The organism is Petroclostridium sp. X23, from assembly GCF_030013905.1.
GTDB lineage: Bacteria > Bacillota > Clostridia > SK-Y3 > SK-Y3 > X23.
The window spans coordinates 2,918,150-2,932,679 of record NZ_CP124862.1; the positions used below are offsets into that span (position 1 = coordinate 2,918,150).

Below are 14,530 nucleotides of genomic sequence, written 5' to 3' on the forward strand. Positions count from 1 at the left end.
AGGCTTTTCTATGTTCAAACGAACTAAATCATTTATTGCGGGCTTTTTATCATGCCTGCTGTTATTTGGAACATTCGCAACTGTATTGGCTGCAGACGATATCAATATCAGTGCCATACTCTCCAACACTATTAAGATGAAACTATTCGGCAAGGACTTTAATCCTACAGAAGCTGACGGCACCTATGTAAAACCTATTGTCTACAACAGCCGGACTTATTTGCCTGCACGTAATCTTGCAGATGCGCTGGGTATCCCTATTGAGTGGGACGGCAATGCAAATACCGTATGGATTGGAGGAAAAACCGATAGTGTACCCGTAAATGATGCGTCTATGTACCATAACGATAATGGTACTATCCTCACCACTGACATAGACAAATTAACAACTTCCGATACCACCTACAAATGGGGTATTACTAATAAAGAGGTTGTCACTGGACTATTCTATAAATGTTATGTCAAACCCAACGGGAAATACAAGCGCTTTACTGCTTCTCTTTTCTTAGATGAACATGCACAAGGAAGCGTAGTTGTAGAATTCAAAAAAGAAACCTGGGATGGCTCTGTTATCAAGAGTGTCACGCTGGAGCCAGGTCAAACTACCAACATTGATATCGACATTGGCGGAGTGAATAATCTATACATATATTCCTCAGTGGTTAATGTTGGTACACTCAGGCAACTAATTATTGGTGAGCCTACCTTTAAGAATACCAGTTCATCAACTAATATTACAAACTGAACATTACAGTATTGATTATTTTCATTTATGCTTAGAAACAAATAGTACTAACCATATGATTACATACTAAAGTGAATTTCAAAAGCGATTAATATATTAATCGCTTTTAGTATATAAGAAAAAAGTTAAAAAGGAGTATTATTTATGCGAAACATTAAAACAGTAATCTCATTAATACTTATGCTTTTACTGATTAGTACAGCTTTTCCGGTATTAGCAGCACCGGTCCCCCCTATCCCTACCCTACCCTACGCACCAACCGATTTATCAATCAGTTTTGATAATGATAAAGATGAAATCACACTCACTTGGAAGGATAATTCCGATAATGAAACAGGTTTTGAAATTTCAGCTATAGAAAGCAACACCACCTCAATTCCTCACGCGCTGAGCATACCTGCAATTGACAAAGACACAGCAAAATATGTTCACAGCTATGACTTCAAGCCAGGTTATACATATACCTACCAAATACGTGCAAAAGGGATAGTAGTTGACTCAGATTGGTCAGATAAGGCAAGCATTTTTATTAAATTCACCTTCGATATTCCGGGCAACAGTTCTGTGCCGGCCGCGCCTTCTGATCTTAAAGCTGTTTACGACAATGATAAGATTACTCTGACTTGGAAAGATAATTCTTCTAACGAAACCGGCTTTGAGATATCTTGTTATGAAGTAAATGGCGGGGGCGGGCCTCAATATGTTCCTGCTAATACCACAACATTCGTTGATGATTATAACTTTAAGCCAGGTTATACATACGTATATTCCGTGCGCGCCCAAGGTTCGGATAATAAATATTCGGCTTGGTCTAATGAAGTTAGTATTGATATACCGGATATCTCACCCACTGCTCCTGCTGTACCTTCCAACCTCAAGGCAGTATACGCCAATGGCAAAATTTCTTTGGCTTGGAAGGATAATTCTTCTAATGAATCTGCTTTTGAGATATCGAAGAGCGATTCTGAAGGCAATAGTAGTATAATTAGTCTTAATTCGGATTCTACCACTTATGAAGACAATATTCTCAAAGGCGGGAATGCTTCAAAAGGGAAGATCTATAAATACAAAATCAGGGCAATCAATATCTGGGGTTCTTCGGCATGGTCAAATGAATCGAGTGTCACTGTCCCTAACTTCATCATACCCAATCCAAAAGTTCCCGATGCCCCCTCAGATTTGACAGCAAGCTATGGAAACAATAAGGTTACGCTAAAATGGAAAGATAACGCTTCAAATGAATCGAAATTTGAAATTTCTATTAACGAAGTTGGTGCTGCTGCGAGCACTGTGAGTGTTCCTTCAAACGTTACCACCTATGAACACCTGAATCCTAAAAACGGTAAAGTATACAAGTATACTGTAAGCGCCAAAAACATTATGGGAAGCTCAATCGCCTCCAACGAAGCAACAGTTACTATTCCTGTTGAGGATGGATCAAGTGATGCTGGTACTAATGATGATGATAATACAATTTTTGATGGTACGCAGAGCCTTTGGGCTGAGAACGAGCTGAAGCAAGCATACAGCTATGGGCTAACTTATCCATCGATAACTAATTCCTACCGAAAACCAATCACCCGTGAGGAATTCTGTACTATTGCTGTTAAATTGTATGAGCAGCTAAGCAATAAAACCGCAACTGCTGATCAAAAACCATTCGATGATACCGACAATCCTGAGATTATTAAAGCTTATGGTCTAGGGATCGTTAAAGGAATAGCTCCGGATACCTTCTCTCCTTATGCATATATTACACGTCAAGAAATGTGTGTAATGATTGTCCGTACACTGGACGCTGCTGTCCCATCGCATAAGAGAAGTATAAACGGTGATTTTCCTTTCATTGATAGAAAAGATATTGCCGACTGGGCCGTAGATGCTATGCGATATGCTTACGAAAACGGCATAATGAAGGGCGTTGGCGAAGGAAAAATCGCACCGCTTTTCAATACCAGCCGTGAAGAAGGTATTGTACTTATCAAACGTACTTATGAGCAGTACAGAAATTATGATAATATGCATTAATCTATAAACAGAATTCTTGGCTTTGGGAAAGTTTCTATACTAAAGCCTAGCATAAGATTAAAATTAAACCTTTAAAACTGTAGGAGGTTCTACTTTTCAGTAGAACCTCCTACAGTTTTAAAGGTTTAATTTGTACTATTAAGAGTACTATCAAACTCCTTAATCTTTTTTTCCAACCGTCCCTTTCTAAGAATTTCCCTTCTTTCTTCACGTTTTTCAACAGAACCGGCGTATCTGTTTCCATATAGCTCATCGATGAGCTGTATGATATCTCCATCTAAATTAGTAAGCTTCACATCTTTAATTTTATCAAGCTCTTCCATATGTGAAAAAGAAGTATGTATCTGGAGATTAATCCACGCCATATCTATCTCGGTACCAAGCTTCTTATATTCTTCATCCGAATAGTTCTTATTTAGATCTTCTCTTAACAATGGCTTTGTTTGCTCCCATAAAGATTTCAGATGCTGTATATAAGAAACATCTTCGCTATCATTTCTATCAAATGATATCCTGCTTCTTTTAGTACTTTCTTCTTTTATATCCTTATCTTTTGCTTGACGCTCCGGTGATGTTTGTTTCTTAGTCTCGTTTGATGCAGATGGTACATTTTGTCCGCACGCTGCAGCCAATAATATAGATAGTAGCATAACCATAAATAAAATCATTTTTTTCATAAATATATACCCTTTCTATTCGTTATTTATTTTCATACTTTTATTAGAATCATGAATTTTCACTGATGCTTTATATGCATCATATGCTTCCACTAAATCAAATACGTTATCAGTTTCAAATGCAATCAGATAAAATAATTCTGGCCCCCTTATAAATACATTACAATCTCCGCTGGAACCGGCAGTAAAAGTATATACGGATGGACGGGCTATCTCTAATTTTATATAGCGTGCAATATCTACTGATTGCCGAATACTAAGCTCAATATCCGGTCCAATATTATACTTTTTAAATGCCTCTACTTCTACAAAAGTAAGAACTCTTAATTCATCAATTTCATCGAATCGAATATAGACCGGAGGCGGTTGTGCATCTTTTTTGTTCATCATTGTCACCAAATTGATGATAATCCCATCTTCTGCTAGCTCATAGGTAGGCATCCCTCTCCGAAACCAATTCACGAACTTTTCCCAAACACTTCTCAATTGTTTTCTCGTGACCAAATAGCTAATTACTGTTATAGCTACAAAAAGCACATGAGAAGACAGTACTTTAGGAGCATACCAGAGCTCATGGACACCAAAGGCAAAAAAGACCATAAACACAAACATAAAAAACGTAGTATTCAGAATATCACTGTACTGATTAAAAATACCCAGCTTTGCCCAAAGAGTTTTTGGTTGGTACTGCAATGACTGCTCACGCACTTTAAGTCCCATACGTAACCGCATCACACCACCTTCTAGTGCAAATATCGTAGGAACCGGCATAAACAACCATAGTAATGCATCCATAATGGGAGGCTTTAACCTTAACGAATGTATTTGATATTCACCCAACAGTTTTGAATAGACCCTTCCTCCTTCCGGCGGCAGCGCCGTTAGCCATAGTGTAAAAACGAAAGCAAGTGCTCCCAGCATCAGTAATCCTATCCCAAACATAATTTCATTGACTTTTTGTTTTCTCGCCATTACCATCACTTTTCCTTGAAATATTATTGAAGCGAAGAAAATATCGCAGCAAGCTTCTTATTATTAGTTTAAAATATCCTTGTAAAATTTCCGTGAAATAGGTGTGAATTTATGATATTAATTAACATTGTAAAATCACCCGAAAAATGACCCCTTTTATGAGGTATGTAATCACCCTTAGGGTGATTACATACCTCATAAAAACTAATACACTTATAACGTGAACAAGGTGATAATACTTTAATAATCAAATGTTTTCTTCTTCGCTGAATCACAGCCAGAGCAGCGCCAGCTACGGAAAACATGATTTTACTTGGAGGGATAATATGAAAAATATAGCTGTATTAAAAAGTAAGTTAATTATGCCTCAGCTACCCAATTGTTTTGTAATGTCAGAATATGTGAAAAAACTCTCTAAAGATATATCTACTCAACAGGCTATAATCATCCATGCTCCTGCCGGATACGGTAAAACTTCTTTTATTGTTGCATCACTGTCGTTATATGATGAGAAGAATACAAGAATATGCTGGTACCGATTAGAACAAGAAGATATAAACTTAAGTGTTTTTTATTCAAATTTAATTGAAACACTCTTTCCTGCCAGCGAAGAAAAATGGGATGAAATTCACCGCTGTATTGATGAATATGGCGATATTCAATCACAACATCAATATATCAATGCTACTATCTGCAAAGCTCTATGGGAGTTCCATAGGCTTCACTCAAATATAAATACCTTTATTGTGTTCGATGATTTCCACCTAATTCAAGACTCAGCAGAGATTTGCGAAACCATAAGATATTTCACAAATAATCTTCCTGATGCTTGCTGTGTAATAATAAGCAGCCGTTGTAAAACCGAAATTATTACTGTTAAGCAACAGCTGAAAATGAATGTTCTTGAAATAACCGATAGCGAACTGTGTTTTTCTGAAAAAGATTTAGCCAAACTGGTGAGTAAAGTTTATAAAACCAAACTAGAACATTCTCTAATTCGCAAAATCATTTCTTATACTGAAGGATGGACTGCAGGCATTGTCATCATGTGCCAGCTATTAAACAACCGAAGTCCGCATGAGATAAGCAGTATGTTAGATTACCCAGTAGAAAAAGAGTTATTATTCAGATATTTTGTAGAAGAAGTGTTGAGCATAAATGATTGGGCATTGATAATGTTTCTTGTGAAGCTTGCCATTCTTCATGACTTTTCTGTACAACAAGCCTCTATCATTTTTGGTATAGACGATACACAGAAACTCTTGGAAGAATGTGAACGGAAGGGAATGTTTATCCAAAAATGTGTTAGTAAGAATGTACTCACTTATCGTTTACACGGACTATTCAGAGAGGTTTTGCTTCAGCTTCAACACCGATATCTAAACGAAGAAGAGATAACGAGCTATCACATGAAAGCAGCTGCTTTTTACATTGATAATAAAATTTTTGACAGAGCTATAGAACACTTCGTTGTATGCGGAAGTATTAAACCTGCAGTGGATCTTATAACAAAAGAAGTAGCCAGCCTCGGACCCTATGAAGCCCTTGACAACCTTAGATTGTGGTTCAATCTTCTTCCCCTGAATATTGTTGAGAATAATGGTATACTTCTTTATATTAAAAGCTATATCTATCAGAAAGGAGAAACGGATGCATTAATCCTGTTAGAAAAGGCCTTAGAGATATTTAAAAAAGACAATCATGTAATTATGCAGTTAAAAACGTACTTCTCCATTGTTCATTTCTATGTGTTTAGAAATAACGCTGCAAACATCATCCATGTACTTGATCAGATTCAGATTTTACTAACCTCTTCGGACGGGCTTGTTACCGAAGGAATTCTATCTACCAATGATCTGCTAAAGGATTTTTGGCAAGAGGAGTATTCCAAAGCCATTATTTCAAGCAATCGAGCGAATTCCTTTGATCTGATGCAAGATTGGAAATGGCTGGCACTAGTATATTCCTGCCAACTGCACTATCTTCTTGGAGATCTTGAAATTGCTGAAAGCTTCATTAATGAAGCCTTCAGAATGAATTTGGTGAAAAAAACCGAAATGCTTAAATGCTTCGCACTTATGTTCCAGCTCATGATTTTACATCTCAAAAAAGATGATACTATTTTTTGTGATGTAAAGGATGAACTGCTAGAAATCAGCGAAAAATATAATTTTCTTTTTGTGCTTGGAATTGGCAAAAAACTGGAAGCTATTAACAGCTACTGCAAACACGATTCTGAAACCGCATATGAATTACTTGATGCCAGCAATAAGTATTTCCAACGTCTCGGAAATACTGCGATGCATCAATTTAATAATCTTCATCGCTGCTTGTGGCTATCAGATGAACTAAATGCTAAAGAACTTCTCAAAGAAGGAGAAAAGTGTTTCAGGTCTTTAGAATTCCTAAATCCCGGACAGTGTATCATTGAAATCGGCCAGTCATTACTAGGCGCTTTAGCTAGAGAGGCCGGGGAATATGAGTTTGCTGAAAAGATACTTTTAGATTCGATCAAAACCAGCAAATCAAAAAATACCAAGCAAGTTTTATGCAGCACTTGCCTCCATCTTGCAAAGCTATATTATGATATGGGTGATGCTGAAAAAGGAGAAGCTTACTTGGCAAAAGCAATGCATATTGCCAGCACCAACAAATATGTCATGTTCTGGGCTATTCATCTTCCTACAATCATAGAGATGTCCATTCAGTGCATAAAGAACGGTTTATTTAGTGAATATGCTTTATTATTAATTGAAAAATATTTCTGTCAAGACGCTTGTGATTTCTAAAAAAACAATATAAATGCTGTCAATAAAATGACTTTAAAAGAATTTTGCAATGATTTTGCTTTATTGTATAAGATTAATCAGAGAACTTGTGCTGTTAATATAAAAGTATGTTTCTTAGGAAAGTTTCATATATCGGTTAACGGCACCGTTATTTCTGAAAATAATTGGAAAACAAAAAAAGCAGAAGGTATCTTGAAGTATCTCCTCTTACATAAAAACAGGACGATTAACCGAGAAACATTGATGGAGCTGTTTTGGCCGCAATCTTATAAAAAATCAGCTTCAACTTCATTGCGCGCAGCTCTTTATGAATTAAGAAAAGTTTTATCTGTCTACGGGATAGTAATAGAAGGAAATGATTCCCTGATACATGAAAGCAGCAATGGGCTCCAGATAAAAAATAAAAATAATCTGATTATTGATACTGATACTTTTCTAGAGCATCACAAAGACCTGAAGAAACTGAGTTTTAGTGAAACTGACAAACTAAAAAGGACTGCAATCCTTGAAAGAATGGTTTCCATTTATAATGGTAATCTTTTAGAAAACGATATATACGAAGATTGGACCTTTTTCGAAAGAGAAGAGCTTAAGTCAATTTATCTCAAATCGGCTCTATCATTGGTAAAAATTTATACAGAAAGAAAAGAAGATGAGAAAATAGAGAACTTACTATTAAAAACACTGTATTTAGACCCTTATAATGAAGAAGCATGCTTTTTTCTATTAAATTTCTATATCTCTACAAATCAACGTGGGCGGGCTATTAAACTATATCAAACCTTTAAGAAAAGACTAAGAAAAGCGCTAGGAATTGAACCGGATAAAAAACTGGAAGATATAAAAAATTTAGCGTATAGATAATATAAAAGTGAGCGGCCGGTATTTCTATCATAATGCCCTGTTCCAACTCCGCAAAAGGTATGTTTTATTCTTTTAATCCAGATTGCAGGCACAGACACGTTTCTTTTGCCCAATCCTTAAAGTCAAATTCCCCAAAGCACGAGGACGGAGCTATAGCTTCGCCAAAACTAAGCACAGCAATATCTCCATCCTCATTATTCATCATTGTTAATTCCTTTTTATTGTTTTACTTAATAGATATATCTATATTTCTCAACAGCCCTCGCCATCGCGATAATATTCTCAGGTTTACAATATGCCGGTATACTGTTTGAATCTGAAATAATATATCCACCGCCAGAGCCTAATAATTCTATTCTGCTCTTAACTTCTTTTTCCACTTCCTGTTCAGTACCCTGGCTTAATGTGTAATCTATATCTACATTTCCTATCGGACACACTTTATCACTATACTTTTGTTTTAATTCTTTTAAATCCATGCATCCTGGCTCCAAAGGATGAAGCCCATTCATTCCCAACTGTAATATTCTATCCATTAATGGCATTAAGTTTCCATCACTATGAAAAACCCAGGGTATTGTAATATTATCCGCAGCTTTTTTTAAATATGGAAAGAAAAACTCATCCCATATTTACCCTCCCCCAACTATATCTAAATCTTACGTTAAATACCTATATCTCCAATATCATCCCTTCTTCATTTCCTTGCGGCTTTGCACCTTTTAATACGTTGATAAAATGAGCTACAAAATGAAAAGTCATAAGTCCGAAAGCGATCGTTGAAGAAATATCGACAAAAGTATACGGAATCAAAAGTGCTGTCGTGGGCTTACCCATGCTGCAATAGAAAACACCCAACTTAGATAGGTAAGATATGCATTTGCAACAATTAACAATATACCTGTTCCCAGTTCCATTAATCTCTCTAAGCTATTTAGAATAAAATGGATGATGATATCAATACCTATATGCATTCCTCGCTTATAGCACGCACTTGTCCCTAAAAACACCGTCCATACAAACCCCATCGTTGCGATTTCTTCTGCCCAGTTAAAAGAAATACTAAAGATATATCGCATAAAAACATTAAATATAACGATTGCCAATACAATCACTAAGGCTGTTCCGCTAATGATTTCTTCAAAGTTTTTAAAAACCATTTCAAGCAAATCTCTCCTTCAAAAATATTACTATTATTCCGGGGTATACCATTTTCAGCAGAGGCTTTTACCATCTCCTGATGCCACGCTGATGCCGCTAGTTTTTGAATGTCTTTATAATCATCATAAAGAAACGGTCCGTCCATAATCCCGTAGTCAGGAATGCAATCGGCCATATATCCGGGATCTGCTACAGTAACAATATTGGCACCCCTCATTGCCTGCTCAAGATTATCTTTATTATTCCCTAACTCAGAATCCGGATAAACCTGAACAATAAGTGTCCCATTGGAACGTTCTTTAATATGCGCTGCCATGTTCACAAGCTCTTCATGGATAGGCTCGGTATTAGGCAAAACATGTGAAATCTTAAGTTCAACCTTTTTTAGCTTCTTCCTTCCCAGCTTGCGCCACATCGGCATTTTTGTTGCCACAGCTAGTGAAAAGCATAGAGAATAGAACCATAACAGTCACTAACAGGGTCATTGCTTTCATTCTTTTCATAGTCCGTCTCTCCTCACCTTCTTAAGATAAGATAAATATTTTGCTCTTAGTGTAATACGCGCTTTACCGTATTCACCTCCTTATTAAATTTAAAAGCAAAATGTAATATATTATTGATATATCAGTTTTTATATGCGTTCGCTTAATCTGAAAATCACTGGTCAGTTTTCGAATTCTTTAGACATTAACATGGGTAAACCGTAACTTGTGATAAGTATTTTATTATAGGATAAGTTATGTTGGGTTCAGAAATATAATAGATTAAAATACAAAGACTAATAGTACGAATAATTCGTATTTTCACATTGTAAACACGTGCTTATTTGAATATATCACCAAAATTCAACCTTGTCAATTGATATTTTTGAAAAATTATCCAATGACCGTGATTATAGACTATACTTTGATTTACATTAGATCCTCGTCTTATAATATATTGATAGACATACTTAACCATCATCAGAAAAGAGCAGGATTGATGATTTTACTCGCTGTTCTTTAATTGACCGCCCGTAGCTTGGTAGGCAAACCTCTTAGGATAATCAGCCTTTTCATTATTGACTTTTTTCATAACAATGATAATCTTACTGTCTACCGTTCACCGTTCTATCTGCAGTTTAATTCCTTAGCTACAGACCTTTGCTCTTCACTTGGCTATAATATTATGATCTCTATTATCCGCGAGCATAATATTGACAATATTGAGATGCTGCTATCCACCAAGACCATCGCGGGTGCTATCATCATCGGAGATCTGTTTAATAAAGACATTGTAGATAGGCTGGTTGAAAAAGGCTATAAACTTGCACTACACAATCAACGCAAAAAATCTACCAGCCCAAATATGATCGTAGTGAATTATGATAATGAAAAATGCGGGCGCATGGCCGCTCAATTCCTAGTGGATAATGGTCATAAAAAAATCGGACACATCACCGGTGATTTCCGAAAAATATCTGTTGCCGACCGATTTAGAGGATATTATTCCGTCCTTGCTGAAAACAACCTTACTTTTGATAAAAGATTCTTTGAAAAAAATGCTTCCTTTCAGCGTGCAGAAGAAGGGTATAATGCTGCAATGAATATCTTTACCCATAACAAAAATGAATACCCTTCCGCCATATTTTGCGGCAGCTCCATACTAATGGTAGGCGTCCTGACAGCTATTACGGAACTCGGTCTTAAGGTGCCGGATGATATTTCTCTCATTGGCATTGATGGTATTGAGATGTGCAAGTACACCAATCCGCCATTGTCAGAGATTCATATTCAATACGAACAGATTTCGTCAATAATGGTATCCAAACTAATTGAATTAGTTGAAATGAATGAAGTGGATAAACACACCTTCCTCCTGGAAGAGGCTGAGATAGTAAAACGCAGCAGTGTAAACGACATGATATGCAAATAAAAGCCATTCCTATTACTTTCGTTACCTAATTTAAATTATATCAAAAAAATGTTAATTAATTCCGCTATTAGGACGATTTATTAATTGATACTAATTTTTAGAATAAGATGGGAATGGATGATATGGACAATAAGCCAGAAAATAATAATTACATTGAATTAACATTGGAAGAATTTATAGGTAAAGTGATCACAGAAATTTACAAAACCTTGAAAGCCGAAAATCTTCTTGACACCAAAACATTTAATACTACAAATACTTCAGATTTCCCGCAATCAGATAAAGGTACTGATGAAATAGGGCTGGCCCCTGTTCGTGATACTACTATCGTCCAAAATGCTGAGCATACCTCTTATAGCACAGTTGATGATAATCCTTATATAGATAGTTACGGAACTATGGAAGGCAGTCTCCTTAACAGTGACCTTACTAATATAAAAGAACCTGTTGCAGCAAATTACACAGGCAGATATTACAGCAATATGCGTAAATATTATATCCACTGGAAAAAAATAAAATAATCTATACAAAGAGAGGGTGCGTTGATATTTATAAATAGATATCCCCCTCTATCTCTTTGCTTTTTTAAAATAGTATTTCTTCTTTGATATCCAACTAAATACTTTCTTAACAGTCTTAGGTTAATCCCGTGAATAATCTAAAACGTTTATTTATCCAATCCCACATAACATAGGTGTATAAATTCCTACTCCTGCTATAATCAAACAATCAAACAAATCTTTTCCCCCTTATCTACTGCCTTATAGTTGTTTGTTTAGGAGATATGTAGAATTTTGTAGAAATATGTTGATAAATGTAGAAATATGTTGATAAATGTAGAAATGTTTTGTGAGTTTTGATATAATAACAGTTATAAACGCTATTAATCTCCTGAAGCTGCTAGTTTTTTCACCTAAGTCTCAGGAAAGAATCTCTAGAAAACAAGTCTAAAGTTAAATCCGTCGAAAGGTGGTGTCACAAAGCTCGAGTCTTAAATCACTTATATTGTTTAAAATTGTGGTGAATACGGCTGGACTATGTACAGTAAACAACAGTAAATTAACAGTTATTCAGTTAACCAGCTATGAAGATGATAGAACTATATGAGGTGAAGAACCAAGCTCCAAATAAAATAATTGCAGTGGGGGAATCTGTAGTGAAAGCTATAAAACAATTTAAACGGAGATTTGAAATAAAAAGTATAAAAACAAAACTAATTATTTATTTTTCGGTACTAATTTTATTATCATCTATTGCTATAGGGTCTATCTCCTTACTAAGAGCAAATGCTGCTCTTACTAAAGAAGCAGAAAAAACACTTGCTTCATTATCCTTTGAGGCAGCAAGACTAACAGAAAGTCGAATTCAGACTCAAAGACGAACTTTAGAAATGATAGCATTAAGAGAAGATATTCAAAGTATGGATTGGGAGATACAGCAGCCTATACTGAAAAATCAAGTAGAAAGAACAAATTTTACCGAATTAGGGATCATGACACTTGATGGTGCTCTTTACTATTCCGGGGGAAAAACCATTCAACTAGGAGAATCAGACCCTACTAGATCAGCCCTCAAAGGCGATAAAAATGCTCATAATTTTGGGGTTAGTCCATCAACCAAGGCGATTGTTTTGGCTTTAGTTACTCCTATTGAAAGAGATGGGAAAGTAGTTGGAGCATTATTAGGTCGTGCGGATGGAAATATATTAAGTGAAATAGCGAGTGATACAGGATATGGCAGTGAAGGATATGGCTATATTATTAATAGCAGTGGGACAGTGATTGGTCATCCGGATAAGGAAAAAGTATTTAATCAATTTACACCAATTGAAGAAGCAAAGAATGATAAGAGTTTAGAATCAACCGTCGCACTATTTAAGGAAATATTAGCAAACAAAACCGGAGTTAGTAGTTACTCTTTTCAAGGTAATACGTTATACGCCGGATACGCACCTATTCAAAGTACCAGTTGGATACTTGTTATTACAGCACATGAAAAAGAAGTATTAGCTGCAATTCCAGCACTGCAGAAAATCATCATGATAGTTATGGCAGCTATTTTGCTAGTAAGTATTGCTATTACATATTTAGTAGGGAGTTCAATTGCCAAATCGATTGTTGTAGCAACAAAACACGCGGAAAAAATAGCGGGTCTTGATATTACAGAGGATATAGAGGAAAAATATCTAAAAAAGAAAGATGAAATTGGGGCCTTATCAAAATCATTACAAAACATAACGAATAATCTTAGAGACATTGTTCGGGAAATCGGCAGCTCTTCAGAACAAGTGGCTGCTGCTTCTGAAGAACTGACGGCTACTTCGCAACAATCATCTACTGCTTCTGAAGAGATATCAAAGACAGTAGAAGGAATAGCTAAAGGCGCTTCTGAACAAGCAAGAAATACAGAGGAGGGTTCTTCTAAGGCTATTTTATTAGGGAAGACCATTGAAAAAGATCAAGAGTATATGAAAAATCTAAATACTGCTTCAAGTAAGGTAACAGGAGTTGTTAGTGAGGGCTTAAAAGAAGTAGATAGTCTGTCCAGGATAACAGAAGAAAGTAACGGTACAACAAAAGAAATATATGAAGTAATATTAAAAACAAATGAGAGTTCTAATAAAATTGGGCGAGCCAGTAATGTAATTACCTCCATAGCAGAGCAAACTAACCTATTAGCTTTAAATGCCGCTATAGAAGCGGCAAGAGCAGGGGAAGCCGGAAGAGGATTTGCAGTAGTAGCAGAAGAAATCAGGAAGCTGGCAGAGCAATCGGCAATATCTACAAAGGCTATAGATGAAATCGTTGATGAACTCCAAGACAATGCAAAAAATGCTGTAAAAACAATGGAAAGAGTGTCTGCTATATCAAAAGAACAAACAAATAGTGTGATGCAAAGTAAAGAAAAATATGTTTTAATAGCCCAAGCAATGAAGGAGGCAGAACAAGCCGTGCAACAGTTGAATGCCTCAGGAGAAGAAATGGAAAAGATGAAAAATGAAATATTGGATACTTTGAACAACCTTTCTGCTATTGCAGAAGAAAATGCTGCTGCAACACAACAAGCAACAGCCTCTATGGAAGAACAAACTGCTTCTATAGAAGAAATTACAAATGCTAGTGAGGGTATGTCATACCTAGCGCAGAATTTACAATCTATTGTTCAGAAGTTTAAAATCTAAATGCAATGTATTTTTAAAATTAATTACTTTGTTTTCCTCGAAGGCTTGCTTCGGGGAAAACTTTTATACATCAATTAATGCTTTGTTTCTACCGAAAGAAATCTTCCGAAAGCTACCGGACTTGCCTGTCCATGAATTGACGAGTATAATGACCATAAAAAGAGAAAGAAAAAGCATCCCCTTTAAATGATAACTGTGT

General features: G+C 35.9%; 15 protein-coding genes. 7 read left to right on the top strand and 8 right to left on the bottom strand.

Annotated elements, in window-relative coordinates; genetic code table 11:
• Positions 1 to 10: 10 nt before the first annotated feature.
• A complete protein-coding gene (locus QKW49_RS13820; protein ID WP_282863234.1) occupies positions 11 to 745 on the top strand; it encodes a stalk domain-containing protein in 735 nt (244 codons plus the stop codon).
• Positions 746 to 889: 144 nt separating this feature from the next.
• Positions 890 to 2,773, top strand: coding sequence for an S-layer homology domain-containing protein (locus tag QKW49_RS13825; protein ID WP_282863236.1), 1,884 nt, complete (start codon positions 890 to 892; stop codon positions 2,771 to 2,773).
• A gap of 125 nt (positions 2,774 to 2,898) precedes the next feature.
• Here the strand turns inward: QKW49_RS13825 and QKW49_RS13830 are convergent, their stop codons facing one another.
• The gene (locus QKW49_RS13830; RefSeq protein ID WP_282863237.1) at positions 2,899 to 3,450 is read right to left on the bottom strand and encodes a hypothetical protein; all 552 of its coding nucleotides are present in this window, start codon (positions 3,448 to 3,450) and stop codon (positions 2,899 to 2,901) included.
• A gap of 15 nt (positions 3,451 to 3,465) precedes the next feature.
• Positions 3,466 to 4,422: a hypothetical protein gene (locus QKW49_RS13835; RefSeq protein ID WP_282863238.1), complete on the bottom strand. Its 957-nt coding sequence runs from the start codon at positions 4,420 to 4,422 to the stop codon at positions 3,466 to 3,468.
• A gap of 326 nt (positions 4,423 to 4,748) precedes the next feature.
• Between QKW49_RS13835 and QKW49_RS13840 the strand changes: the two genes are divergently transcribed.
• Together QKW49_RS13840 and QKW49_RS13845 are read left to right on the top strand one after the other, a co-directional pair.
• Positions 4,749 to 7,211, top strand: a complete 2,463-nt coding sequence (locus tag QKW49_RS13840) for a hypothetical protein (protein ID WP_282863239.1) — start codon at positions 4,749 to 4,751, stop codon at positions 7,209 to 7,211.
• A gap of 27 nt (positions 7,212 to 7,238) precedes the next feature.
• The gene (locus QKW49_RS13845; RefSeq protein WP_282863241.1) at positions 7,239 to 8,075 is read left to right on the top strand and encodes a BTAD domain-containing putative transcriptional regulator; all 837 of its coding nucleotides are present in this window, start codon (positions 7,239 to 7,241) and stop codon (positions 8,073 to 8,075) included.
• Positions 8,076 to 8,139: 64 nt separating this feature from the next.
• Here the strand turns inward: QKW49_RS13845 and QKW49_RS13850 are convergent, their stop codons facing one another.
• The 6 genes from QKW49_RS13850 to QKW49_RS13875 are packed head-to-tail and all read right to left on the bottom strand — an operon-like array spanning position 8,140 to position 9,739.
• A complete protein-coding gene (locus QKW49_RS13850) occupies positions 8,140 to 8,280 on the bottom strand; it encodes a hypothetical protein (protein ID WP_282863242.1) in 141 nt (46 codons plus the stop codon).
• A 25-nt stretch (positions 8,281 to 8,305) separates the two neighbouring features.
• Positions 8,306 to 8,707, bottom strand: a complete 402-nt coding sequence (locus QKW49_RS13855; protein WP_282868147.1) for a uroporphyrinogen decarboxylase family protein — start codon at positions 8,705 to 8,707, stop codon at positions 8,306 to 8,308.
• Positions 8,708 to 8,747: 40 nt separating this feature from the next.
• A complete protein-coding gene (locus tag QKW49_RS13860) occupies positions 8,748 to 8,912 on the bottom strand; it encodes a hypothetical protein (protein ID WP_282863244.1) in 165 nt (54 codons plus the stop codon).
• Complete coding sequence (locus QKW49_RS13865; RefSeq protein ID WP_282863245.1) at positions 8,885 to 9,235, bottom strand: TRAP transporter small permease subunit; 351 nt, start codon at positions 9,233 to 9,235, stop codon at positions 8,885 to 8,887. The genes QKW49_RS13860 and QKW49_RS13865 overlap by 28 nt, the downstream gene beginning before the upstream one ends.
• Positions 9,190 to 9,657 carry a TRAP transporter substrate-binding protein DctP gene (gene dctP, locus QKW49_RS13870; RefSeq protein WP_282863246.1) on the bottom strand — a complete coding sequence of 156 codons (468 nt, stop codon included), beginning with the start codon at positions 9,655 to 9,657 and terminating at the stop codon, positions 9,190 to 9,192. Before dctP ends, QKW49_RS13865 begins: the two co-directional genes overlap by 46 nt.
• Positions 9,611 to 9,739: a hypothetical protein gene (locus tag QKW49_RS13875; protein ID WP_282863247.1), complete on the bottom strand. Its 129-nt coding sequence runs from the start codon at positions 9,737 to 9,739 to the stop codon at positions 9,611 to 9,613. Before QKW49_RS13875 ends, dctP begins: the two co-directional genes overlap by 47 nt.
• Positions 9,740 to 10,241: 502 nt before the next feature.
• Here QKW49_RS13875 and QKW49_RS13880 point away from each other — a divergent pair.
• The 3 genes from QKW49_RS13880 to QKW49_RS13890 all read left to right on the top strand — a co-directional run bounded on the left by QKW49_RS13880 (position 10,242) and on the right by QKW49_RS13890 (position 14,331).
• On the top strand, positions 10,242 to 11,150 hold the full coding sequence (locus QKW49_RS13880) for a LacI family DNA-binding transcriptional regulator (protein WP_282863249.1): 909 nt from the start codon (positions 10,242 to 10,244) through the stop codon (positions 11,148 to 11,150).
• A gap of 122 nt (positions 11,151 to 11,272) precedes the next feature.
• Positions 11,273 to 11,671 (top strand): hypothetical protein, encoded by a 399-nt coding sequence (locus QKW49_RS13885; RefSeq protein WP_282863252.1) that lies wholly within the window; start codon positions 11,273 to 11,275, stop codon positions 11,669 to 11,671.
• A 635-nt stretch (positions 11,672 to 12,306) separates the two neighbouring features.
• A complete protein-coding gene (locus QKW49_RS13890; RefSeq protein ID WP_349239030.1) occupies positions 12,307 to 14,331 on the top strand; it encodes a methyl-accepting chemotaxis protein in 2,025 nt (674 codons plus the stop codon).
• Positions 14,332 to 14,530 lie beyond the last annotated feature (199 nt).